Source organism: Alienimonas californiensis, from assembly GCF_007743815.1.
GTDB lineage: Bacteria > Planctomycetota > Planctomycetia > Planctomycetales > Planctomycetaceae > Alienimonas > Alienimonas californiensis.
Genome location: NZ_CP036265.1, coordinates 1,003,108 through 1,027,221 on the forward strand (window position 1 = coordinate 1,003,108; position 24,114 = coordinate 1,027,221).

Here is a 24,114-nt window from a genome sequence, read left to right on the forward strand (position 1 = left end):
GATGCGAATTGTCATCTTCGGACTGTCCGTCACCTCCAGTTGGGGCAACGGCCACGCGACGACCTACCGGGCGCTGCTCAAAGCATTGCACGTCGAGGGTCATTCCGTGCTGTTCTGCGAACGGGACGTGCCCTGGTACGCCGGGCACCGCGACCTGCCGGCGCCGCCGTTCTGCGAACTGGCGCTCTATCACTCGGTCGGGGAGGCCCGTGAACGCTTCGCTGAGGCTGTGCGAACCGCGGACGCGGTGATCGTCGGCAGCTACGTGCCGGACGGCGTGGCGATCGGCGAATGGGCGACGGCGACCGCCGGGGGCGTTTCCGCGTTCTACGACATCGACACCCCCGTCACCCTCGCCAAGCTCGCCGCGGGGGACTTTGAATATCTCGCCCCGGACTTGATCCCCCGGTACGACCTGTACCTCAGCTTTACCGGCGGGCCGACGCTGCGGCGGTTGGAACAGGAGTTCGGCTCCCCCGCCGCCCGGCCGCTGTATTGCAGCGTCGACCCGGACCTTTATCAGCCGGACGACGCGATCGAGCGGGACCTGGACCTCGGTTATCTGGGCACCTGGAGCGCCGACCGCCAGCCGACGGTCAACCGCTTTTTGATCGAACCGGCCCGGGCCCTGCCGGAGCGCCGCTTCGCCGTCGCCGGGCCGCAGTATCCGGCCGAGATTGACTGGCCGGCGAACGTGGAGCGAACCGATCACCTTCCCCCCGCGGAGCACGCCCGGTTTTATAATCGGCAGCGGTTCACGCTGAACGTGACCCGGGCGGACATGATCGCCGCCGGCTACGCCCCCAGCGTGCGGCTGTTCGAGGCGGCGGCGTGCGGCACGCCCGTGATCTCCGACCGCTGGGCCGGATTAGGGGAGTTGCTCGAGGAGGGAAAAGAGATTTTCATTGCCGATTCTCCCGCGGACGTCCGTCGCTGGCTGACCGAGACGTCCGAGGCGGACCGCGCCGCGATCGGCGCCGCCGCCCGCCGCCGGGTCCTCGCCGAACACACGGCCGACGGTCGGGCCGACCAACTCATTCAACATCTTCAAGACCGGGCCGCCGCGTGACTCTTCAATCCGCCGCCGCCCACCTCCCGCCGGACGCCCCGCCCGGGCCGTGGTTTCATAACCTGTCGCTGCCCGACGGGGCCGGCGGCGTGCTGCACACCGCCCCGGACCACCCGCTGGGCGACTTTCCCCGCTTCAAATGGGAGGCGATCGAACCGCATCTGCCCGCGGACCTCTCCGGGGCGCACGCGCTGGACGTGGGCTGCAACGCGGGATTTTATGCGATCGAACTGGCCCGCCGCGGGGCGGCGGTGACGGCGATCGACCACGACCCGCGCTATCTGGAGCAGGCCCGCTGGGCGGCGGGGCGGCTCGCCGAGGCGGGCGCCCTCCCGGCGAACCCGCCGCGGTTCCGTCAGGGCAGCGTCTACGACCTCGCCCGACCGACGCCCGACGAGCCGGAGCGGTTCGACGTCGTCTGGTTTATGGGGGTGCTCTATCACCTGCGTTATCCGCTGCTCGCCTTGGATCTGCTGGCGGATCGGACCGCCCCGGGCGGGCTGATGGTCTTTCAGACCCTCACCCTGCCTGAGGACGATTCGAACGCCAAGGCCCCGCGAGGTCTCGGCGTTAAGGACCCCAGCAACGTGCGGATTGGCGAGCGGGCGGCCCTTCGCGCCCCGGGGTGGCCGACGCTGGCCTTTATCGAACGCGATTTCGAGGACGACCCCACCAACTGGTTCCTCGCCGACGCCCCCGCCTGCCGGGCGATGCTGCGGAGCGCCGGATTTGAAATCGCCGCCGAAATCCCGGAACAGGAAGTCTTTCTCTGTCGCCGCCGGTCGGATGGGGACGATAACGACCGTCTTCGCGACGAAGAGTGCCGGGCCGCCACCGGACGACTCGACAGGCCGGGCGAGACCGCCGGCTCATTGTCCGACCTGTCCTCCGGGTCCCCCTCCGCGTGGAGCGTTACTGAGGAGAGCAACGAATGAACGAGACGACCGACGGCCGGGCCGCCGCCGGCCAGGACCAGGAGAACGTGCGGGTTTATCGCTGGCCGCAGTTCGAACTCCGGTTCGATCTGGGCGAGGGCGTGGCGCTGACCCGCTACCCCGACGGCAAGACCAGCGGCTGCGGCCCCGTGCCCGAGGATTGCGTTCATGCCGAACGGCTGGGCGTCACCCCCGCCCGCCATCGCCTCCTGCATGAATTAACGCACCACCTCGTCGGGCTGCGGTACTACGGGGACCCGCGGGGGTCTCGGGTGATCTGGCGCGACGCCCACGGCACCTGGTCGGAGACCCCGAAGATCAAGCCCGGTTGGAACGAGAACGCTCAGGAGGAGTGGTTCGTCCACGCGGTGAGCTACGCGGCGCTGGGCAAGCTGCCCGATCGGGAGTCCGACGAGGACGGCCTGCACTCGGCGCTGGCGGATCTCTCCGAACGCACCGACCCCGACGCCCTGATCCGGGAACTGCAGAGCCTGCTCGCGCAGGACGCCCCGGTCGTCGACGGCCGCCCGGACGCCGCGGAAACGGCGTCGCCCGCCGGGGCGCATTGATCAACAACCTGTTGTTCAACAATGTGCAAGAGCGTGTTTATTCGCCCCAGCGCCGGCCGCTGAGGTCGGCGACGACCCGCACCAGCGCCTGGGTGCCGTCCCGCCCGCCGCCGGCCGCGGCGACGGCGTTGTAGAGCTGCCGGGCGAGGGCCAGGCCCGGCAGGCAGAGGTGCATGCGATCGGCTTCGCTCAACGCCAGACCGAGGTCTTTGAGGAAGTGCTCGACATAGAACCCCGGGGCGAAATCGCCCTTCAACATCCGCGGAGCCAGGTTCGACAGGCTCCACGAGCCCGCCGCTCCGCCGCTGACGCTCTTCAAGACGGTCTCCAAATCCAGCCCGGCCCGGTCGGCGTAGACCAGCGCCTCGCAGACGCCGATCATATTGGAGGCGATCAGGGTTTGATTGACCATTTTCGTGTGCTGCCCGGCGCCGGAGCCGCCCTGCAAGACGACGGTCTTCCCCAGCACGTCGAACAGCGGGGCGAGAGCGTGAAAGACGTCCGCGTCCCCACCGCACATGATGGACAGCGCCCCGCTCTTCGCCCCCACGTCCCCGCCGCTGACGGGGGCGTCCAGGCTCTGCACGCCCTTGGCCGCGGCGGCCTCGGCGATCTCCACGGCCAACGCGGGGGCGCTGGTGGTCATATCGACCAGGATCGAACCCGCCGCGGCCCCGGCGAGCGCCCCGTCCTCCCCTAAGACGACGGCCCGCACGTCGTGCGGATAGCCGACGATCGTGATCGTCACGTCGCTGTTCTCCGCCACGGCCCGGGGATTCTCGGCGAGCGTCGCCCCCTTCGCCGTCAGTGGCTCGGCCTTCGCCGGGGTGCGATTATAAACCGTGAGGGCGTACCCGGCGTCCAGCAGCCGCTCGGCCATCGCGGCGCCCATCACGCCGGTTCCGATCCAGCCGAGGCGGGTCGTTTCGGGGGAGACGGGCGACATATCGACGGGCGGATGGGGGAAGGATGAAAGATTGTTCCCAACACTAGCCCGAAGCGTCAGCGAGGGCCTCCGCACACCGGAGAGACGCCTCGTCGGGCGGCGCCCGACGCCCTCGCTGACGCTTCGGGTTGGTAACGCAAGGCGCTGGACAATCTTCTAAAGTGGCCGCATGCCCCCCGCCGTGCCGATCGACGAACCCCTCGCCTATCTCGGCGGCCGACTGCTGCCCGCGGCGGAGGCGGCCCTGCCGCTGGACGACGGCCTGGTGACGGGCGGGGCGGCGGTGACGGAGCGGCTGAGGACGTTCGGCGGGGTCCCGTTCGCCGTCGACCGGCACCTCGACCGCCTGGAACGCAGCGCCGCCGCGGCCTTCATCGACCTACCCGGTCCGCGGGAGGAACTGGCGGAGGCGATCGCCGCGGTCGTGCGGCATAACTTCGCCCTGCTGGAACGCACCGGCGGCCCCGGGGATGAACTGAGCGTTGGCCTGTTCGTCTCCGCCGGATCGCCGGGGGGACCTTCCGTCGCGGGGGTAACGACGACGGTTCTGGAGGCCGGCCGGTTCGCGGCGGACTATCAGGACGGGGTGCGGCTGGTCGTGCCGGCGACGCGGCAGATCCCCGCGGCCTGCCTCGATCCGCACATCAAGACCCGCAGCCGGCTGCACTGGCGGATCGCCGCCCGACAGGCCGCCGCGATCGACCCGGGGACCAGACCGCTGCTCCTACACCTCGACGGCACGGTCGCGGAAACCGACACCGGCAACGTCCTGAGCGTCCGCGGCCGCACGATTCGCACCCCGCCGCGGGCCGGCACGCTGGAGGGGGTCACCCAGGCCGTCACTCGTGAAGTGGCGACGGACCTCGGCTTTCAGTGGGAGGAACGCCCGCTGACGGTGGCGGACCTGTGCGCGGGGGACGAGGCGCTCGTCGCCTCCACCACGCCGACGCTATGGCCCGTCGTCCGCATCGACGGCCGGCCGGTGGGCGCCGGGACGGTAGGCTCGGTCTATCGGACGCTGACGACCGCCTGGGAGCGGTTGGTCGAGAGCGCGGGGCTGAACAAACCGACGTCATTCTGACGACGCTAGGCGCGGGTCCGCGACAACTCGCCCCCGCGTCCTCATGGCCGCAAAACATCAGTAACTCATTCTACAGCAGTAATTTACTGCGATGCCTGTTTAAACTGGCATCGATCCTGCGGATACGAAGGAGCGGGGCGGCGCGAACCGCAGCCCCCGCTGCCTTCCCCTCATTGCGAGACACCCATGTCGTCCCGACTCCTTCCCAAATTCGTTGCCGCCGCCGCACTGCTGGGCGTCGGCTTGCTGGCTGCCCCGAACGCGGCGGAGGCCGGCGACCGCGGTCACCGTCACAGCGGTTTTCACGGCTACCACGGCGCGCCGAGCTATGGCTATCACGGCGGGCACTACCGCGGCTCCTCCCACGGCTACAACCGCGGGTACTACGGCTCCCGCTACGGCTACGGTCGCGGTTACGGCTCCTTCAACCGGGGCTACGGTTATAACCGGGGCTTCGGCTCCAGCCGCGGACTGACGATCGGCACGCGGAACTTCTTCCTCAACATTCGTCGCTGAACCGGAGCGAACGGCCCGTCCGTCGCTCAGACTCGCGTCGATGTCTTTCCGGGAGCCCCGCCACGTGCGGGGCTCCTTTTTTTGTGCGCCGCCGGTTCGCCCCCCCGGTCGCGGCCCGGTCGCCGTCGGTCGCAGATGACGGGCGGCGGGCGGACCGACTAGACTGCCGCGCCCCGCCGCGCGGTCGTGTCCGTCGTTCTTCGTTCGTGTCGCTCGTTATGCCTGAATCCGTCGCTCTCGCCGCCGCTGTGCAGGCCGGTCGGTGGGCCGCGGCGGCCTGCCGGGCCGTCCGCTCCGCCGCCGATCCTTCCGCGCTGGATAAGTCGGACAAAAGCCCCGTCACCGTCGCGGACTTCGCCGCCCAGGCCCTCGTCTGCCGGGCGCTGGCGGAGGCGTTCCCGAACGACCCGGTCGTCGGCGAGGAAGACGCCGCCGCCCTGCGGAGCGGGGAGCAGGCGAAGTTCGCCTCGCAGGTGCTCGACGCGGTGAACCTCGCCGGCCGTCAGTTCGACCTGCCCGCCGCCACCCTGGACGACGTGCTGGGCTGGATCGACCGCGGCGGCGCCGAGGGCGGCGGGCGGTTCTGGACCGTCGACCCGATCGACGGCACGAAGGGGTTTCTCCGCGGCGGGCAGTACGCGGTGGCGATCGCCCTGATCGAGAACGGCGTGCCGACCGTCGGCGTGCTCGCCTGCCCGAACCTGCCGCGGAACGGCGGGGACGACGCCGGCGACACCGGGGCGCTATTCGCCGCCCGGCGGGGCGACGGGGCGACGGTGCGGTCGCTGGGAACGAACTCCACCCCGACCGCGATTTTCACCTCCCCCCAGGCCGATCCGGCCGCGGCCCGGGTCTGCGAATCGGTGGAGTCCGGCCACACCGCCCACGGCGCCGCCGCGGAGATCGCCGCGCGGTTGGGCGTCTCCGCGGAGCCGCTGCGGCTCGATTCGCAGGCCAAATACGCCGAGGTCGCCCGCGGCGGGGCGGAGATCTATCTCCGGCTGCCCACCCGGCCGGGGTACGTGGAACGCATCTGGGATCACGCCGCCGGCGTGGCGGTGATTGAGGAAGCCGGCGGGCGGGTGACGGACGTGGACGGCCGACCGCTGGACTTCACCCACGGCCGCGGCCTGGAGCGGAACCGCGGGGTGATCGCCACCAACGGCCCGCTGCACGACGCCGTGCTGGAGGCCGCCGCCGCCGTGTTGGCCCCGCGGCCCTAATTCGCCGTGCCGCTCAACTTCGACATCGGCCTCACCCTCAGCGTGCTGGCCGCCTGCGTGGTCGCGCTGGTGGCGACGACCGCCGCCCCGGACGCCGTGCTGTGCGGCGGGTTGGTGTTGCTGGTCGCCTGCGGGGTGGTGCCGCTCAGCGGCACCTACGGGGAGCCCGGGGCGCTGGACGGCCTGGGGAACCCGGGCCTGGCGGCGGTCGGCATTTTATTCGCGGTCGCCGAGGGACTGCGGCAGACCGGGGCCGTGGAATACGCCGGCCGCCAACTCCTGGGGCGGCCCTCCGGCACGACGAGTGCCGTACTGCGGGTGGCGGCGCCGGCGGCGTTCGTCAGCGCCTTTCTCAACAACACCCCCGTGGTCGCCGCGGCGCTGCCGGTCGTCAGCGACTGGGCGAAGCGCCACGGCATGAGCCCCAGCAAGGTGCTGATGCCGCTCTCCTTCGCCGCGGTGCTGGGGGGCATGTGCACGCTCATCGGCACGAGCACGCTGCTGGTGTTGAACGGGGAGCTGGTCAAGCTCCCCACGGCGGACGGCGGCACGCACCCGGGCTTGGAATTATTCGACATCACCTGGGTCGGCCTGCCCTGCGCGGTGCTGGGGGTGGCGTTTCTGGCGGTCGCTTCGAAGTGGCTCCTGCCGGACCGCACCCCGGCCGGGGCGAACCTCCGCGACACCCGCGAGTACGTCGTGGAGATGACCCTTCAACCCGATAGCCCGATGGTGGGCCAGACCGTCGAGGGCGCCGGCCTACGCCACCTGCCGGGGGCGTATTTATTGGAGATCGGCCGCGACGTGCCCGCCGATACGACCGGCAACGCGGCGGACGACGACGCCCCGCCCGGCGCCGCCGCGGGGCCGCCGCGGGCGCCGACGCACGTGGAGCAGGTCGTCGCCGCGGTCGGGCCGAACGAGCGCCTGCGGGCCGGCGACCGGCTGGTGTTCGTCGGCGCCGTGGACAGCGTGAAGGACCTCCGCCGCCTGCCCGGCCTCACCCCGGCGGCCGATCAGACCTTCAAGCTCGACACCCCCAGCGAGGGCCAGGGAGCCCGGCAACTGGTGGAGGCGGTCGTCTCCGACGGCTACCCGTTCCTGGATCGCACCGTCCGCGAGAGCCGGTTCCGCAGCCATTACAACGCCGCCATCATCGCCGTGGCCCGCGGCGGAGAGCGGGTCGTCGGCAAGATCGGCGACATCCGCCTACGGCCCGGCGACACCCTGTTATTGGAAGCCCCGCCGGGTTTCGTGAAGCTGCGGCGGTTCGGCAAGCATTTCTTCCTGGTCTCCGGCGTGGCGGACAGCGTCCCCCCGCGGTTCCATAAAGCCTGGATCGCCCGCGTGATTCTGGCGGCGATGGTCGCGGCGATGTTCTTCGACGTCCCGCCGGCGTTGGCGGCGGCGATCGCCTGCGGGGCGATGATTTTTTCCCGCTGCCTGCTGATCAGCGAGGCCCGCCGGGCCGTCGACTGGAGCGTGCTCATCACCATGGCCGCCGGTCTGGGCCTGGGCGCCGCCCTGCAGAGCAGCGGCACCGACGACTACCTCGCCCACCACCTCACCGCCCTGGCGGGGCCCAACCCCTACGCCCAACTCGCGGTGACGTTCCTGCTGACCGCCGTGCTGGCGAACCTCATCACCGCCAAGGCCGCGGGCGTGCTGACCTTCGGCATCGCGTTGGCGGTGGCGAACGGATTGAACCTGAACCCGCTGCCGTTCGTGATCGCGGTGATGGCCGCCGCCAGCGGCGTGTTCGCCGGGCCGGTCGGCTTCCAGACGAACCTGATGGTCTACGGCCCCGGGGGTTATAAAACGAGCGATTACCTGCGACTGGGCCTCCCGCTGACGGCGCTGGTGTTCGCGGTGACGATGCTCGTCGTCCCGCAGGTCTGGCCCTTCGAGCCGGCGACCCCGGCCGCCGATCCGCCCCCGGCCGCCCGGGCCGAGGACGACGGTGGGGCGCCGGCCACGGCGGTCGTCAATACCGGGGAATAGCCGTCGAGCCGCTGCCGGCCGGGGTGCCGAACGGGTCGCCGCCGGCCGGATGGGCGCCGAACGGGTCGCCGCCGGCCGGAGCGGGCTTGGCGCGGAGGGCGACGTTGTCCAGCCCCTCGCCGGACAGCAGCTTGAGGGTCTCCTGCACCGCTCGGGAGGGCACATTCCGTTCGGCCTCGATGACGACCCGGCGTTGCGGAGCGGTCGTCGCCAGATTCTTCAACGCCACGCGGATGCGTTCGGGGGTGAGGCCCTCCTCGCCGTCGATCGAGAGAATGCCGTTCGGGCCCACCACAATGGTCAGAGACGAAGTCTCGGCGCCGCTCGGCGCCGCGGCAGTCGGCACGCCGGGTGCCGCAGCGTCCCAGCCGCGTTCCTCGGCGCTGCGGCGGAGCGAGTCGAGCAGTTCCTCGATCTGGCGGTGCACCGCCGCGGTCTGCCGAACGGCCAGCAGGCCGTTGAAGTGCTCGATGGAGCCGCCCTGCCCGTCCGTGATCAGCCACGGCCCGCCGAACGCCTCGCCGCCGGTGACGGACAGAATCATGTTTACCAGATCGTCCGCCGCCCCGGCCGGCAGTCCCGTGCTCGGCCGTCCGGCCCCGAACCCGCCCATTCCGCCGCCCATTCCGCCACCCATCCCTTCGCCGAACTGGTTCTGAACCGGCGGCAGGCTGAACATCCCGCCCCCGCCCTCCTGCCCGCCGCCGAACGCGCCCGGGACGCCGCCGAGACCGCCGGCGGGCGACGTCCGCACGTCGGCCAACAGATCGCGGACGTTATAGATGCGGGTTTCCAGATTTCGTCCTGCCGCCTCCTGCGTGGTGATATACAGAATGCCGTTCCGGGGCATGGCGGCGAGAGAGGCGTCACTGATTGTGGACAGCAAAACGTCCAACGCCGTCCGCAGCGAATACCCGCTCAACTTCGGCGGGTTCTCGATCGGCAGGTCTCGCAAATCGATCCCCTCCGGGTTGAGGGTACGCTGGTCCGGCAGGATGACGATGTTGTGCTGCGCGGCAAGACCGTCGAGCGCCTCGGCGATCGTATCCCCTGGGCGCGCGTCGAGTTCCGTCGGGGCGTTCAGGGCCTTCTCCAACGCCGCCATCTTCGCCTCGTCCGGCGAGGCGGCGGGCGGCTGGCTCCTCGCTCCGTCCGCGAACGGGTCGCCCGCGGGATCGGCGGCGGCCTGTTCCGGCCCGGCCTGCTGCGGGTCCGACTCCTCCTGAGCCAGGGCCGGTCCCGGCGGGGCGAGGGCCCGGTTGGGCGGGGCGAATAAATAGGCGACGGCGATGCCGCAGGCGAGGGTCGCGGCGGCGGAGGCGGTGACGCGCATGAGAGTCTTTCGACGGCGGCGACGGGCGAGAAGGGTGAACGCGTACGACATCTGCGACGCCAGCCCCGCGGCGTCGCCGAACTCCTCCAACGCCCGCTCAATCGCGGCGGCCCGGGGCAGGCCGTCGGCGGTGAGCTCTTCCAGGCGGGTCTCGAGATGGTCCCGCAGTTCGTCCGCCAGTTCCGCCCGCCGGCCCGGCTTGAGCCGCAGCCGGGCGAACAGCGTCTTGAAGTAGGCGTCGAACTCCTCGGCGGGCACGATCCGCTCCTCTCAGGCCGGTTTGGGGGCGAGGACCGGCGGACCGACGGCCGGTTCCAGCAGCCCGCGGACCATCTCCGCATAGGCGTACCACTGGGCGGCGCGGTCGGTCAGCTTGCCGCGGCCAGCGGCGGTCAGCGCGTACCACTTCCGGCGGCGCCCCTCCTCGGTCCGCCAGTCCGCGGCGATCAGCCCGTCCGCCTCCAACCGGTGCAGCAGCGGATACAGGGTCCCGGGATTCGCCTCCACCAATCCCCCGCTGGCGGCCCGTAACCGCTGCTGAACGGCCAGCCCGTAAGCCGGCCCCTCCGCCAGCGTCGCCAGGGCCATCAAATCGAGACTGCCCCGCACCAGGTCCGGGGAGAGTCGTTCGGGAGACGCGTTCGGCGAGGCCATTCGCGGGCCTTTGGGAAAGGCGAAGGCGCCCGATATCGCGTGGCGATTGCGGGCGCGGAAGGTTGACGATATCGCCTCGCGACATCGCGAGCAAGACGCCGTCCGAAAAACTCTTCCCGGCGGAACGGAGACGCTTCGGCCCCGCGTCATTCTGCCCCGCGGGCGGCGGGGCGGTTGATCGGAACGCGGCGACGCCGACATTGGAATCGGCGTCGGCGGACGCACCCCGCGGCCCGCCCCGCCGGGAGGAACGCCGCGATGGACGTCCTGCTGTTGAGCCGACTGCAGTTCGCGCTCACCATCATGTTCCATTATTTATTCCCCCCGCTCACCATCGGGTTGAGCGTGGTGATGGTGTATCTGGAAGGGATGCACCTGTGGACGAAGGACGGGCGGTATCACGCCGCGGCGAAGTTCTGGACGGGGCTGTTCGGGGCGACGTTCGCGCTGGGGGTCGTCACGGGGATCGTGATGGAGTTTGAGTTCGGCACGAACTGGGCCGCCTACAGCCGCTACGTGGGCGACGTCTTCGGCAGCGCGCTGGCTGCGGAGGGCATCTTCGCCTTCTTTTTAGAAAGCGGATTTCTGGCGGTGCTGCTGTTCGGCTGGGATCGGGTGGGACCGAAAACGCACTTCTTCGCTACCTGCATGGTCTGCCTCGGCGGGATGTTCAGCGCCGTCTGGATCGTGATCGCCAACAGTTGGCAGCAGACGCCCGCCGGCTTCGCCCTGGTGGAACGGGAGATCAACGGCATCGTTTATCAACGGGCGGAGATCACCGATTTCTGGGCGATGCTGACGAACCCCTCCGCCGCCCACCGGCTGATTCACGTGTATCTCGGATCGTTCGTCCTCGGCGCGTTCTTCGTGCTGAGCGTCAGCGCCTGGTATCTGTTAAAGAACCGACACGCGGAGTTCGCCCGCCGCAGCTTCACCGGGGGGCTGCTCCTCGCCACGACGGCCAGCCTCGCCCAGCTCGTCAGCGGTCATCTTCAGGCTCAGAACGTCGCGGAGCACCAGCCGGCGAAGCTCGCGGCGTTCGAGGGGCTGTATCGAACCGAGCAGCCGGCCCCGCTGTACCTGTTCGGCTGGCCGGACGACGAGCGGCGGGAGGTGCGGTTCGGCCTCGCCGTGCCGGGCGGGTTGTCCTTTTTAGTTCACGAAGACTTCGAGACCGCCGTCCCCGGGCTGGACGACCTCAAAGAGGACTACGGCGAGCCGCCGGTCTGGATCACCTTTCAGACCTATCACCTGATGGTGGCGATCGGCATGCTGTTTATCGGCGCCACCCTGCTGACCAGTTGGTGGCGCTGGCGGGGGACGCTGTGGGAGAAGAAATGGGTGTTGCGGTTCTACGTGGGCGCCGTGGCGCTGGCGTTTCTCGCCAACGAGGCCGGCTGGGTCGCCGCGGAGGTCGGGCGGCAGCCGTGGGTCGTCTATCCGTCGCTGATCGACGGGGAGCTGATGGGCGGATTGCGAACCAGCGACGCCCTCTCCGAAGCGGTCGAGGCGAGCCAGGTGCTGTGGTCGATTATTATGTTCGCGCTGATCGATCTGCTGCTGTTCGCGGTGTGGGTCTCGGTATTGCATACGAAGATCACGCGCGGCCCGGACTGGGATTTTCCCGAGTCGGCGGCCGCCGAGGGCAATATGAAGGGGCTGCTCGACGCCGCCGCGGACCGACCGGACCATGATCGGTCGCTGACCGAGGCGAAGGACGGCGGGAGGGAAAATGAGGGAGGAGGGAGGAGAGACGGCTCCCCGCCCGGAACTTCTTAAATTCGGCCCGTTCTTTCCCCCTCACTCTTCACCCCTCACTCCTCCCCCGCAATGGACCTCGGCACCCTCTGGTTCTGGCTGCTCGGCGTGCTCCTGGCGGGGTATGCGGTGCTGGACGGGTTCGATCTGGGGGTGGGCATCCTGCACCCGCTGGCGAAGAGCGACGAAGATCGAAACGTGCTGGTCAAAACGATCGGCCCGCTGTGGGACGGCAATGAGGTCTGGCTGGTCACGTTCGGCGGGGCGCTATTCGCCGCCTTCCCGGAGGCCTACGCGACGGCGTTCAGTGGATTTTACGTCCCGTTTATGCTGTTGCTGTTCGCCCTGATCTTTCGGGCGGTGAGCGTCGAGTTCCGCCATAAGTTCGCCCACCGCCGCTGGCGGCGGGTCTGCGACTGGGGGTTCACGCTCAGCAGTTCGCTGGCGGCGCTGCTGTTCGGCACCGCGGTGGGGGCGAGCATCGATGGCGTCCCGCTGAACGCCCGCGGCATCTTCGTCGGCTCGCTGGTCGACGAATTGTCGCCGTACGCCCTGTTGATCGGCGGCCTGGCCGTCGCCGCGTTCGCCCTGCACGGGGCGATGTTCCTGCGATTGAAGACGATCGGCGAGTTGCGGGAGCGCATCACCCGCTGGGCGTGGGGCTGTTACTGGATTTATCTGGCGGCGTTCCTCCTCGCCACCGGCCTGACGCTGGCGTTCGTGCCGCACGCCACCCGCAACTTCCAGGGCTTCCCGTGGGCCGGGCTGGTGGTCGTGTTGAACCTGCTGGCGCTGGCGAACGTCCCCCGCTGCCTGATGCGGGACCGGCCGCGGGAAGGCTTTCTCAGCAGCGGCGGGACGATCGCGGCACTGGTGTTTTTGTTCGGGGTCGCCCTTTATCCCAACATGATCGTCTCGAACCCGAACCCGGCCCACAGCCTGACGATCGAGAACGCCGCCAGCAGCGATTCGACGCTGGCCCTGATGGCCGGCATCGCCGCGATCGGCCTGCCGTTCATCGCGGCGTATACGTTTATCGTCTATTGGACCTTCCGCGGCCCGGTCACCCCGGAGGACGCGGCCACCCACCACTAACCCGAAGCGTCAGCGAGGGCCGCGAAGTCCGGCCACGGTTGCTCGATAACAGCCCTCGCTGACGCGTCGGGTTGGTGAGGAATTGGCCTCACCACCACAACCGGGTGCGGGCGGCGTCGATTAGGTCGTGCAGCCAGACGTAGCCCAAAGCCCGCTCGCCGCAGCGGATGCGGGCCACGACCGTCGCCCCGGGGCGGGTGCGGACGTCGAACGCCGCCGGCCCCTCGATCCGCACGCCGATCGGGGCGAACACCCGCACGCTGGGCTCCACGCCGCCGGCCCCGGCGCCCGCGGGGCCGGCGGCGTGGGGTTCGACCGTCGGGTCGAGGCGGCTCGCCGTCGTGGTATAGGTCGGGCCGGGGTCCGCAGCGAGCAGATACGTCACCGGCAGCGCCAGCGGTTCATTCCCGCCGTTCGCCTCCCGCTGCTCCGCGGCGGCGTCCAGCAGGGGCCCGGCGTGGCGGTCGGGGACGAATAATTCCAGGCGCCAGGGGCCGGCGGTGTCGGCGACGGTCATTAGACGGGCCCCCCGCGGGACTGGCCGGCCGGGCAAGCGTTCGGTGAGGCCCCACGTCAGCACCCGGCCGGCGATGGGGCTGGTCACCGTGAGTTCCTGCTGCTGGGCCTCCAACAGTTCGGCCTGCACGGCGAGGTGGGCCAGCCGTTCGACCAGTTCCCGCTCCTCCGCGGCGAGGCGACCGGCCCCTTCCCCGCCGCCGGTCCCCGGAACCCGGGCGGCGGCGCCGGCGGCTCGTTCGGCCCGTACCGCGGCGAGCCGCTGGACGGCGGTGTCGGCCTCGCCGGCCAGTTCCTCGGCCCGCAGTTCCAGGGTGGGGTCGGCGAGGACCGCCAGCACGTCGCCGGCCTGCACGGGGCTGTCGTGCTGCACCTTCAAGTCCCGCACGATGCCGTCGCGGGGGGCGAAGACGTCCCGGGAGACGACCGGCACCAGCCGGCCCCGGGCCGTCACGTCGAACGGGGCCTGAACCCACACCAGGGCCGCCGCCAGCCCCGCGACGGCCAGCGCCAGCGGGACGGTCCACGGCAGCCGGGTGCGTCGCAGCGGGGCCGTCAGCCAGCGGACCGTGCGCCCCAGCGGACCGCGGCGGGCGGAGCGGGCCCGGGCCAGGGCGGCGGCGGCGTGCGGGGCGAGGGCCTCCAGCGCCGCGACCGCCTCCGCGGGCCGGTCGGCGGCCGGCTCTTTGGACTGGGGGAAGAGGTCCGCGATCAGCACGCCCACCGGGGCGCCGTGGGTCTCCGGGTCGTGGCCGGGGTCGCGGAGCACGACGATCTCCGTGCGGGCGGCGCCGCTTTCGGAGAGGTGATCGGCGAAGGCCCCGGCCACCTTCAACGCGGCCCGCCGGGCGCGGCGGGTTCCGCCGGCGGGGGGTAGCTCTTCGCCCGAGGAGAACCGATCCCGGCCGGCGGCCCGGGCGCCGCGGAGGGCGGCGACGGCCAGTTGCTCCAGCGAACGCACCCCGCCGGCCCGGCGGTCGAGCACGGCGGCGTCGCTGATCGCCCGCACCCGCACGTTGCCCCCCCCGAAGGCCCCGCCCCCCAGCCAGCCGCTGGCCGGGGCGGCGACGGCCAGGCGGTCGGCGCCCGTCGCGGCCCGCCCGCCGTCGGCGAGCAGGCGCTCCGTCGCGGCGAGATCGCCGGCGGCGTGCAGCCGGGCCGCGAACGCCGCCGCCGCCCGCTGCCGGGCCAGTTCCTCCCGCAACCGGGCGACCTCCCGCCGGGTGCGGGCCTCCTCCCAGATCTCCGCGAAGGCCCGCACGGCCTCCAGGGCCAACGCCTCCCCGCCGCCGACCTCCGCCGGGTCGAACGCCGCCTCCAGCACCGCCCCCGCGGTCCCCCCCGCCCCGCCCCCGCCGGCCGCGATTGGGCAGAGGGCGAGAGCGAAGCGGGTCGGGTTGCCGTCGCCGGGATCGTCCGCGTCGGCGTCTTCGTTGCCAGCACCGGGGGCGAGCGGCGGGACCAGCGCCGGCGGTCGCCCGGAGGCGGCGGCGATCAGACCGGCACGTTCCGGGGCGTCGGCCAGCGCCCCGCTGACGGCAGAGCGGCGGGCGGTTCGTCCCTCCCGGGCGTCCCCCGTCACGTCCCAGATCGCGGCGCCGGCGGCCCGGGAACCGCGGCAGAGGCGATTGAGAAACGCCGCCTCCACCGCGGCGGCCGGCAGATCGGCCCGCACCAGCGCGGCGGCTTCATCCAGCATCCGTTCCACGTCCGCCCAGCCGCCGGGGGGCGGGGCGACGGCGACGGACGCCCCCTCCGCCGACCCGCGACGCGGGGACGAGCCGGCGGCGGACGGGGCGACGCTCAGGGCGGCGACTCGGGGGAGAAAAGCGGCGGGGGCGAAGGAACGGGCGCGAAGCCGGCCGACGCCATCCTGCCCGAGTCCGCCGACGGCGCAAACCTCGCCCGTGGCGGCTGCGGCCTGCATCGTTAATAGGGATCAAAACTGGACGGAAGCGTCCCCGCAGTCCCCCGCGGCGCCGCACCCCCGGCGACCCTGCCGGCTGTTCCGATCAATCTAATTGTCGGGGAGACCGTTCCGGTGAAGCCGGTTCCTCCGGTCGCCCGATCTTCTGGAAAGTCTGCGGCCCCGCCGCACCGCCGTGCATCCTCCTTCGACCGTTCTCATGCCCGCGCCCCGACCGGCCGTCGCCGCCCGTCGTCGCTCCGGTCAGCGAATTGGGCTCGGCCCTCCGGCCGCCGCCCGACGCTGGCGGCGAGCGCTGGGGACCCTCTGCCTGGCCGGGCTGGCGGCGACGGGCGGGGGCTGCTCCGCGATCGACGCGGTGCGCCTCACCGGGGCGGATCGCCATGTGGCGTTGGAACAGGTCCCGCAGGCTCCCCGCCTGCCGGACGTCCTGCCGAACCCCGCCTCCGAGCACGACCCCCGCACCACGCTGGGCTTCGCCCCCCGGACGATCCGCGACGCCGACGCGCCCGTCGAGCACTGGGACGTCTCGCTGCAGGAGGCGATCGCCTTCGCCGTGGAGAACAGCACGGTGGCCCGGGACCTCGGCGCCGCGGTGCTGCGGAACCCGGACAGCGTGCAGACGCGGTTCGACCCGGCCCTGCAATACACCGACGCCCGCTTCGGCCCGGAGGCGGCCCTCGCGGAGTTCGACGCCCAATTCACCGCCGGGCTGTTCGGTCAGAACAACGACCGCGTCATTAACAACCAGTTCGCCGGCGGCGGCGTGCAGCAATTCCAACAGGACCTGGTCACCTCCCGGGCCGAACTGAGCAAGGTCTCCGCGACCGGCACCCGGTTCGCCCTGCGGCAACTGACCGAATACGACAACAACAACGCCCCGGCGAACCTGTTCCCCAGCGCCTACGACACCTACGCCGAGGCGGAGGCTCGCCATCCCCTGCTGCGGGGCGGCGGCGTGACGTTTAATCGCATCGCCGGCCCGGACGGCGAACCGGGCTTTTATAACGGCGTGGTGATCGCCCGGGTCAATCACGAAATCAGCCAGACGGAATTCGAAACCGGCCTGCGCGACTTCGTCAGCGACGTGACCAACGCCTATTGGGAACTGGTCTACGCCTACCGCAACCTCAACGCCAAGCGGCAGGCCCGCGATCGGGCGGTGCTGGTCGCCGAGGCCTTCCGCGACCGGGCCGAGGGGCTCGGCGGCTCCGACGCCGAAAAAGAGGCCCTCGTCCGCGAACAATATTTCCGCTTCCAGGAGGAAGTGGAGGAGGCCCTCGCCGGCCGTCCGATCGAATATACCTTCACCGGAGCCGGCCGGGGCGGCGGGACGTTCCGCGGCGGCGGCGGCGTGCAGACCGCCGAACGCCGGCTGCGCCTGCTGATGGGCGTGCCGCTAAACGAACCCCGCGCGCTGCGGCCCGCGGAAGACGGCCCGGCCGTCCCCGCGGAGGTGTTGTTCGACTGGGGCACGATCGCCGGCCGCGCCCTCGACGCCCGGCCGGAACTGCGGGCGCAGCGGTTACGCGTCCGCCGGGCGGAGATGGAACTGACCGCGGCCCAGAACTTCCTCTCGCCGCAATTGGACGCCGTCGCCCGCTACCGGGTCCGCGGGTTCGGGGACCGGCTCGTCAGCGCCGCCGAGGGGCCGCCCGGGCCGCAGCTCCGGGGCAGTGAAGCGTTTGAAACGCTGGACAGCGGCGATTTTCAGGAGTGGGAGGCCGGCCTGGAGTTCAGCGTGCCGCTGGGCTTCCGCCGCGCCCACGCCGCGGTTCAAAACGCCGAATTGCAGATCGCCCGGGAGCGGGCCCTGCTCCGCGAGCAGGAACGGCAGGTCATGTACGACCTGTCCAACGCCGTCGCCGAGAAGGACCGGGCTTACCAGAGCCTGCAAACCAGCCTGAACCGGCACGCCGCGGCGGTGGAACTGCTGGATTCGCTGGAGAACCGCTTCGGCCTCGCCCGGCCGACCTTGGAAGGCGAGGCGCCGGACGACGAGGCCGTCGGCGGCGTGGGCGACTTCGGCGAGCTCGACCGCCTGCTGGACGCCCAGCGGCGGGTGACCGATTCGGAACTGGCCGTCTTCAGCGCCAAGGCGGCGTACGAGGTGGCGATTAAAAACGTGTTCTTCGAGACCGGCGAACTGCTGCAATACCACGAAGTCTTGCTGGCCGACGGCGGGGCCGCGGGGCCGAGCGTCTCCGCCCCCGGCGACGCGTTCGCCCCGCCGGCGCCGATGCCGGCGCCGGCGGACCTGCTGCCCGCCCCGGCCCCGTTGCCAGCGTTAGACGACGCGGCCGACGGCCCGGCCCCGCTGTTGCAGACCGATCCGCCGACGTTCCTGCCGGAGGACCCGCTCCCCCCGCCCGGCGGCGACGCCCCGGTCGACTCGGACGCGGAAACGAGCCCCTCCACCAACCGCCCCGCCGCCGCCGCGCCGCCCGCCGAAGCGGCGCCGCTCCTCGAGCCGGCTGGCGAAGCCGTCAACGAACCGGCCGCGGCAGCCCCAGCCGGCCGGGCGTCGCTGTGAGGGCGGCACTCGCCGTTACGGGGAGCCCGTGCGGCGGTAGTGGATGCGGTATTCGGTTTTGTCGGTGACGGTCTCGGTGCCGCGGGTCTCCGAACCGAGGTTCATCCGCAGGCCGCCCTCCTCGCCGCCGGCCAGCCGCACGCCCAGTGGACTGACTTCCTCCTCGTAGTTCACCGTCTGGCCGACGACGACCTCCTCCTCCCGGAGGATTTCGTAGCCCTCGGGGAAGTGCTCGGCCATCAGTTTCTCGGCCTTCTTCCGCCCGCCGGGCCCGCTGACCGCCACCACGCCGCGGTCGCCCTCCTTCAGCACATAGCGGGCGCAGCCCATCGCCCACGTGCTCAGGCAGACCGCGACCAGTAACGTCACGCCGACGACATAGAAGCGAGACGCGAAACGAGAGGGATTCATCCCGCCGACGTAGCCCGTCACGCGATCGCTCCGCAACCTCAAAAACTAAGGCGCCCTGCAGCAGGGCGTCGCGGCTTCGTGAGCCCGGAGCGCAAGCTCCGGCCGTGGGCGCCGCCGCCCCGTCGCCGAGCCGTTGCCGAAGCTTGCGCTTCGGGCTCACGCAGGGACTCCAAGCTCTTCCAAAGACTGCTCATCCCGTCTTCGCCAGTTCGAGCACCTCGCCGAAGCGGTCCAGCACTTCGGCCTTCACCATCGCCCACTCCGGCAGGTCGAAGGAACCGGTCTCCACGAGGTGAAAGGCCCGGCGGCGGGCCATCTCCAATAACTCCCGGTCCCGTTGCGGGTCGGCGACGCGGAGGGCGCTTTTGCCGCTCTGCCGGGTGCCGAGTACGTGGCCGGGGCCGCGCTGAGCAAAATCCGCCTCGGCGATTTGAAAGCCGTCGGTGGTGCGCTCCAACACGCCCAGGCGCTCCGCGGCGGTCTGCGACGTCTGGTCCGTATAGAGGAAACAATATCCCCGCCGGGCGCCGCGGGCGACGCGGCCGCGGAGCTGGTGGAGTTGGCTCAGGCCGAAGCTCTCCGCCTTCTGTATCACCATCAGCGTCGCGTTCGGCACGTCCACGCCGACCTCCACCACGGTCGTGCTGACCAGAACCCGCGTCTCGCCGGTTTTGAAGGCGCTCATCGCCGCGTCCTTCTTGTCCGCGTCCATGCGGCCGTGCACCAGGCCGACGGCGTAGCCCTTTAACTCCCCCTCGACGAGTTCTTTGAACGTCGCCTCGACGGAGGCGGAGAGTTCGTCGCTGTCGCCGTTGGCCTCGGAGGCGTCGCCGACCTTCGGGCAGATGACGTACAGTTGGCGACCCTCGTCCAGCTTTTCCCGAATGAAATGCCAGGTCTTCTGCCGGGCTTGGGGGCCGGGCACGCGGCTGGTGACGACCGGCTGCCGGCCGGGGGGCAGGTCGCGGACGGTAGTGACGTCCAGGTCGCCGAACTGGGTGAGGGCGAGGCTGCGGGGGATGGGCGTGGCGGTCATCACCAGCACGTGCGGGTCGCGGTCGCCGGCGCTGAAGGCGGCCCGCTGGGCGACGCCGAACTTGTGCTGTTCGTCCACCACCGCGACGCCCAGCCGCGGGATCTCCACGCCCTTTTGAATGAGGGCCTGCGTGCCGATCACCATCTGCACCGCCCCGCTTTTAATGCGGGCCCGCAGGTCCTTGCGTTTCTTGGCGGTGAGCCGGCCCGTCAGTAACCGGCGTTCGACCCGGCTGTGGGCCAGCGCGTGCTGCACGGTGGCCCAGTGTTGATTGGCGAGGACCTCCGTCGGGGCCATCAAGACCGCCTGCCGGCCGTGGGCGACGGCGGTCAGCATGGCGTAAAGCGCCACGACCGTCTTGCCGGCGCCCACGTCGGCCTGCAGCAGGCGGTGCATGGCGATTTCGCTGGCCAGGTCGGCGGCGATCTCCTTGACGGCCTGGTTCTGCCCGTCGGTGAATTCGAACGGGAACAGCCGGCGGATGCGGGCGTCGATCTTGGCGGAGACCGGCAGCGGGTCCGCCTTCCCGCCGCTGCGCCACAGTCGACGCCGCAGGGCCACGCCCAGTTGAAACTCGAATAAGTCGTCGAACAGCACCCGGTCCCGGGCGGCGTTGAAGTCCTCCAGCGTCTGGGCGGCGTGCAGGTTGGCGGCGGCGTCGCGGAGGTGCGGCAGGCCGTATTGATCGCGGAACGCCTTGGGCAGCGGGTCGCAAATATATTGGCCGAATCCCTCCACCGCCCGCGTCGCCAGCATGTTCAAACCCCGCTGGTTGACGCCCTCGGTGAGGGCGTACCGGGGTTCAATTCCGCCGACGTCCTCGGCCCCCGGCTCGCCGGGTTCGCCCTCGAGAACCTGCACCTGCGGCGAGGAGAACTCCCAGGCCCCGTCGTAGCGTTTCGGCTTGCCGGTGAGCATGACCCGCGTGCCCGGCGGGAGCTTTTTGAGCATCCAACGTTGGTTGAAGAAACTCGCCCGCACCGTGCCGGACGACGTTTCGACGATCGACTTGACCAGAATGCGCCCGCCGCGGGTGGAGCGGGCGTCGGTGTCGAGGACCACGCCGCGGACGGTGTGGATCGTGTCGGCGTCCAGTTCCTCCACGCTCGTGGCGACGGACAGGTCCACCACGTCCCGCGGCAACAGGAAGAGCAGATCGCGGACGGTGAGCACGTCCAGCTTGGCCAGCAGCGCCGCCCGGCGGGGGCCGCAGCCGCGGACGTACTGCACGGGGGTGTCGAGCGGATCGTCGGCGAGGGGAACGTCGTCGGCCATGCCCGTATTCTAAGCGGAATGCGTGAATTCGGCTCGGCGGGCCGGCGTCAGAACATCGCGTCAAGAATCGCCCCCGTCGCGAGCACGGAGCCCACCAGCCACGCGACGCCGACAAGATAGACCGCCGCCGCCCGACGGGCCGCCTTGCTCCCCCGCCCACGGCGGAGCGCCCAGCGGCAGCCGACCGCCGGTCCCGTCAGCACGATCAGCGTCACGACGGCCGCATCCCCGCCGATCGCCTCCACAGCCCTGATCATCGACCGGATCGGTTCGATGGGGACGCGCATGCACAGGACCAGCAGGACGTACGTCACCACGATCGTGAGCAGCGGCGCCCCCGCCAGCCAAACGGCCGCCCGCCGCCACGGCCCCGCGGGGTCGAAGGGCGTCGGTTCGAGGATCTCCGCCCAGTCCGACCGGCGGGGTCGCCAGTCGGTCCACCACGACTGCGGGACGACGGCGGGCGTGACGCCCCACCACCGCGGCCGGGCCTCGGCCTGCAGGTCGTCGGCGAGCGGGTCGTCGGCCATTGCGATTCCATGCTAAGCCAGACGGCCGCGATTCGGCTCGGGGGCGGGTCGATCAGAAGAACGAGCGGAGCGACGCGATCGTCGCCAGCCCGACGCCCAGCCACCACACGCCGCCGACGACCGCGTAAACGGCCGCCGCCCGCCACGCCGCCGCGTCCGCCCGGCCGCGCCAGAGTAGCCAAACGCAGCCCGCAGCGGTGGCGGGCACGGAGCACAGGCCCATCACCAGCGCGTCCCCCGCCACGCCCTCCCCGCCGAAGCGGTAAAGGTCGTTCACCCAGCGCCAAACGGGGTCGACGCGGTACGCGTCGCAGACCAGCAGGAGGGCGAAGGTCCCCGCCACGATTGCCATCGGCAGCGCCCCCAGCCAGACGATCGCGCGCCACTCGCCGGCGCCCGCCCCGTCGCGGTCCAGCAGCCCGGTCACGTCGCGGCGCCGGGGCTTCAGGTTCGCCCACCACGGCTGCGGGACAACGGCGGGCGTCGTCCCCCACCACCGCGGCCGGGCCTCGGCGAGCGGGTCGTCCGGAGGAAGCGCCGCGTCGGGCGGCCAATCGTCGTGAGAGTTCATCCCGGTTCCCGATCAAAAGTTCACGCTGCGCCCCCCGACCAACAACCCGAGGGCGGCGGCCGTGGTCGCCGCCCACGCCGCGGCGGCGTATAGCGCCGCGTTCCGCCAACCCTGCGGCGTCGCCCCGTCCCGCCGGAGCAGGTAGGCGACACCCGGCAGCGCCGCCGACGCCCTCAGCGCCGCCGACGCCCTCAGCGCCGCCATGAGGACCGCGTCGCCGAACAGCCCGCCGCCGAGGTCCTGTTGCCGATGGCCCAGCCAGTGGTCCACTTCTTTCAACGCGGCCGGAGACGACGGCAGAGCGACGACGAGCAGCAGGCCGAAGTTTCCGCACGTCATCAGGAACGGCGCCGCCCACAGCCACAGCGCCGCCCCGCCGGGCCAGACGGGGCGGCGATCGGAGCGGGACGCGTTCACAAGACCGCCCGCGCGATTTTGAGGAGGCCGATCAACAGGAGGGTGAGCACGACCCAAGCGGCCGCCGCGTAGCCCGCCGCGAACGCCCAGCCGCGGGCGTTCGATCTGGCCCGCCACCCCAGGTAGGCGAATCCCGCCAACGCGCCAGGGGCGGCGAGCGCGGCGAGGACGCCTTCCTTTTCCAGCCCCCTCGTCACGGCTCGCAACGCTTCGGACGCGAGGCCGGAGAGCAACGGGGACCGCGGGTGCGTGAGGAGCACCAGCACGGCGAAGTTCCCGCACGCCGCCCCGACCGGCAGCGCCGCCAGCCAGACACAGCCCCAGATCCGCCTCCGCAGCGTCGGCGGGCTTTGGGCGAACGGGTCGGCGGCGGCGGGTTCAGAACTCAAGGGCGATCAGCTCGTCCAACGCCCGCACGAGGATGCGGCCGCCCCCGGCAGTTCCCGTCTTGTCGGCCACGGCGACGTGCGCCCAGCTGGTGGCGTCGGTCACGTGGCGTTCGTCCAGGACCTTCAATTCGGTCGGGTCGGCGGCGATCAGCATCAGGTCGCCGTCGGCGTCGAGGGCCAGGATGCGCTTCCCGTCCGTGACCATCGACCAGTACGAACCGAACGGCGTGCTGGTCCAGGCCGCCTCGCCGGTCTTCACGTCGTAGCAGACGACGCGGTCGGTTTTGAGGTGCTGATAAACGATCCCGTCGATCACGACCGGGCTGCTCATATAGCCCTGGCGATTGTTCTCCCAGACGGTCGCGACAGTCCAGTCTTCGTCGCCCCGCTTCGTCACTTCATACAGCATCGTCCCGCCGCCGTTGGAACTGGTGAGGATGCGGACGGCGTCGCCGCGGCCGTCCGCCGGCAGCACGGTGGGAGTGAGGACGTTCATGCCGCGCATCGCCGGGACCGGCTCCGACCAGAGGATTTCGCCGTCCGCCGGATCGACGCCGCAGAGCTTGGTGCGGGCCTGCACGAGAATCTGCGGCGTCCCGCCAATCGTGGCGACGAACGGGGAGGAGAAGGCGCCGTCGTTCTCCGGGTCGCCGCCCAGCACGGTCCAGAGCACCTCCCCGGAGGCGGCGTCCAGCTTGCTGAAGCCCGCGATCGTGTGCGCGTAGACGGCCCCCTCATGCACCAGCGGGCTGGCGACGTGGCCGAACATCTCCGGCTCGGAGTCGGCCCGGGCGGCGAAGTCGACCCGCCAGTGCTCCGCCCCGGTGGCGGCGTCCAGCGCGACCAGCACGTCCCGCATCCCGGCGACGTATAACAGACCCTGGCCGTTCTCGTCGACCTGCAGCGCCGGGGTGCTGCGAATCCAGTCGCCGTTGGCCTTGGCGAAGAAGGGCACGCTGAGGTAGCCCTTCCACTGCGTCTCCCACAGCAACTTGCCGGTGGCGGCGTCGAAGGCCTTGGCGGCTTCGAACGTGTTGCCGACGGCTTCCGTTGTATACACCCGCGTGCCGCCCTGCCCGTCCGGGCCGAGCACCGGGCCCGAGTAGCTCGCCCCCAGCGGGACGCGCCACGCCTCTTTCACCGTCGCCTCGTCCAGCGACGCCGGCAGCGTCACTGCGGTGCGGCCGTCGCGGGTCGGGCCGCGCCATTGATCCCAGCCGGTCGAGGCGTCCCCCGCCGGGCCGGCGGCGAGCAGCAGAACGGCGAACGGCAGCAGCGAGGCGGACATGCGGGCGATCCGAACGGGGCGGGTCCCGGAGTGTAGACGCA

General features: G+C 71.1%; 21 protein-coding genes. 10 read left to right on the forward strand and 11 right to left on the reverse strand.

Annotation, left to right across the window (positions count from 1 at the left end; genetic code table 11):
• Position 1: 1 nt before the first annotated feature.
• From CA12_RS03865 to CA12_RS03875, 3 genes are read left to right on the forward strand one after another with little or no spacing between them, the layout of a single operon-like run.
• On the forward strand, positions 2 to 1,069 hold the full coding sequence (locus CA12_RS03865; RefSeq protein WP_145357567.1) for a CgeB family protein: 1,068 nt from the start codon (positions 2 to 4) through the stop codon (positions 1,067 to 1,069).
• Positions 1,066 to 2,004 (forward strand): DUF1698 domain-containing protein, encoded by a 939-nt coding sequence (locus CA12_RS03870; protein WP_145357568.1) that lies wholly within the window; start codon positions 1,066 to 1,068, stop codon positions 2,002 to 2,004. Before CA12_RS03865 ends, CA12_RS03870 begins: the two co-directional genes overlap by 4 nt.
• Positions 2,001 to 2,573, forward strand: a complete 573-nt coding sequence (locus CA12_RS03875) for a hypothetical protein (RefSeq protein WP_145357569.1) — start codon at positions 2,001 to 2,003, stop codon at positions 2,571 to 2,573. The genes CA12_RS03870 and CA12_RS03875 overlap by 4 nt, the downstream gene beginning before the upstream one ends.
• Before the next feature lie 37 nt (positions 2,574 to 2,610).
• On the opposite strand, the gene CA12_RS03880 is transcribed toward CA12_RS03875, so the two are convergent.
• The gene (locus CA12_RS03880; RefSeq protein ID WP_145357570.1) at positions 2,611 to 3,519 is read right to left on the reverse strand and encodes an NAD(P)-dependent oxidoreductase; all 909 of its coding nucleotides are present in this window, start codon (positions 3,517 to 3,519) and stop codon (positions 2,611 to 2,613) included.
• A 169-nt stretch (positions 3,520 to 3,688) separates the two neighbouring features.
• Between CA12_RS03880 and CA12_RS03885 the strand changes: the two genes are divergently transcribed.
• The 4 genes from CA12_RS03885 (at position 3,689) to CA12_RS03900 (ending at position 8,340) form a co-directional block, all read left to right on the forward strand.
• Positions 3,689 to 4,600 carry an aminotransferase class IV gene (locus CA12_RS03885; RefSeq protein WP_145357571.1) on the forward strand — a complete coding sequence of 304 codons (912 nt, stop codon included), beginning with the start codon at positions 3,689 to 3,691 and terminating at the stop codon, positions 4,598 to 4,600.
• Positions 4,601 to 4,786: 186 nt separating this feature from the next.
• Positions 4,787 to 5,116 (forward strand): hypothetical protein, encoded by a 330-nt coding sequence (locus tag CA12_RS03890; RefSeq protein WP_145357572.1) that lies wholly within the window; start codon positions 4,787 to 4,789, stop codon positions 5,114 to 5,116.
• Positions 5,117 to 5,334: 218 nt separating this feature from the next.
• Positions 5,335 to 6,339: a 3'(2'),5'-bisphosphate nucleotidase gene (locus CA12_RS03895; protein WP_145357573.1), complete on the forward strand. Its 1,005-nt coding sequence runs from the start codon at positions 5,335 to 5,337 to the stop codon at positions 6,337 to 6,339.
• Between the two features lie 6 nt (positions 6,340 to 6,345).
• On the forward strand, positions 6,346 to 8,340 hold the full coding sequence (locus tag CA12_RS03900) for an SLC13 family permease (RefSeq protein WP_145357574.1): 1,995 nt from the start codon (positions 6,346 to 6,348) through the stop codon (positions 8,338 to 8,340).
• On the opposite strand, the gene CA12_RS03905 is transcribed toward CA12_RS03900, so the two are convergent.
• Positions 8,324 to 9,931: a permease prefix domain 1-containing protein gene (locus CA12_RS03905; RefSeq protein WP_145357575.1), complete on the reverse strand. Its 1,608-nt coding sequence runs from the start codon at positions 9,929 to 9,931 to the stop codon at positions 8,324 to 8,326. The genes CA12_RS03900 and CA12_RS03905 overlap by 17 nt on opposite strands.
• Positions 9,932 to 9,943: 12 nt before the next feature.
• Positions 9,944 to 10,327, reverse strand: coding sequence for a PadR family transcriptional regulator (locus CA12_RS03910; protein ID WP_145357576.1), 384 nt, complete (start codon positions 10,325 to 10,327; stop codon positions 9,944 to 9,946).
• A 258-nt stretch (positions 10,328 to 10,585) separates the two neighbouring features.
• On the opposite strand from CA12_RS03910, the gene CA12_RS03915 reads away from it, so the two are divergent.
• A complete protein-coding gene (locus CA12_RS03915; RefSeq protein WP_145357577.1) occupies positions 10,586 to 12,106 on the forward strand; it encodes a cytochrome ubiquinol oxidase subunit I in 1,521 nt (506 codons plus the stop codon).
• 51 nt (positions 12,107 to 12,157) lie between these two features.
• Entirely contained in the window at positions 12,158 to 13,180 is a 1,023-nt protein-coding gene (gene cydB, locus CA12_RS03920) for a cytochrome d ubiquinol oxidase subunit II (protein WP_145357578.1), read from the forward strand.
• An 88-nt stretch (positions 13,181 to 13,268) separates the two neighbouring features.
• Here the strand turns inward: cydB and CA12_RS03925 are convergent, their stop codons facing one another.
• Positions 13,269 to 15,623, reverse strand: a complete 2,355-nt coding sequence (locus tag CA12_RS03925; RefSeq protein WP_145357579.1) for an HlyD family efflux transporter periplasmic adaptor subunit — start codon at positions 15,621 to 15,623, stop codon at positions 13,269 to 13,271.
• Positions 15,624 to 15,822: 199 nt separating this feature from the next.
• On the opposite strand from CA12_RS03925, the gene CA12_RS03930 reads away from it, so the two are divergent.
• Positions 15,823 to 18,156: a TolC family protein gene (locus CA12_RS03930; RefSeq protein ID WP_145357580.1), complete on the forward strand. Its 2,334-nt coding sequence runs from the start codon at positions 15,823 to 15,825 to the stop codon at positions 18,154 to 18,156.
• A 15-nt stretch (positions 18,157 to 18,171) separates the two neighbouring features.
• On the opposite strand, the gene CA12_RS03935 is transcribed toward CA12_RS03930, so the two are convergent.
• The 7 genes from CA12_RS03935 to CA12_RS03965 all read right to left on the reverse strand — a co-directional run bounded on the left by CA12_RS03935 (position 18,172) and on the right by CA12_RS03965 (position 24,073).
• Complete coding sequence (locus CA12_RS03935) at positions 18,172 to 18,567, reverse strand: hypothetical protein (protein ID WP_145357581.1); 396 nt, start codon at positions 18,565 to 18,567, stop codon at positions 18,172 to 18,174.
• Between the two features lie 190 nt (positions 18,568 to 18,757).
• Positions 18,758 to 20,878 (reverse strand): ATP-dependent DNA helicase RecG, encoded by a 2,121-nt coding sequence (recG, locus tag CA12_RS03940; protein ID WP_145357582.1) that lies wholly within the window; start codon positions 20,876 to 20,878, stop codon positions 18,758 to 18,760.
• Positions 20,879 to 20,925: 47 nt separating this feature from the next.
• The gene (locus CA12_RS03945; protein WP_145357583.1) at positions 20,926 to 21,408 is read right to left on the reverse strand and encodes a hypothetical protein; all 483 of its coding nucleotides are present in this window, start codon (positions 21,406 to 21,408) and stop codon (positions 20,926 to 20,928) included.
• Between the two features lie 52 nt (positions 21,409 to 21,460).
• Positions 21,461 to 21,979, reverse strand: a complete 519-nt coding sequence (locus tag CA12_RS03950; protein ID WP_145357584.1) for a hypothetical protein — start codon at positions 21,977 to 21,979, stop codon at positions 21,461 to 21,463.
• A 12-nt stretch (positions 21,980 to 21,991) separates the two neighbouring features.
• Positions 21,992 to 22,396, reverse strand: coding sequence for a hypothetical protein (locus tag CA12_RS03955; RefSeq protein WP_145357585.1), 405 nt, complete (start codon positions 22,394 to 22,396; stop codon positions 21,992 to 21,994).
• Positions 22,393 to 22,785, reverse strand: coding sequence for a hypothetical protein (locus CA12_RS03960; protein ID WP_145357586.1), 393 nt, complete (start codon positions 22,783 to 22,785; stop codon positions 22,393 to 22,395). The genes CA12_RS03955 and CA12_RS03960 overlap by 4 nt, the downstream gene beginning before the upstream one ends.
• Positions 22,775 to 24,073, reverse strand: coding sequence for a PQQ-binding-like beta-propeller repeat protein (locus CA12_RS03965; RefSeq protein ID WP_145357587.1), 1,299 nt, complete (start codon positions 24,071 to 24,073; stop codon positions 22,775 to 22,777). Before CA12_RS03965 ends, CA12_RS03960 begins: the two co-directional genes overlap by 11 nt.
• Positions 24,074 to 24,114 lie beyond the last annotated feature (41 nt).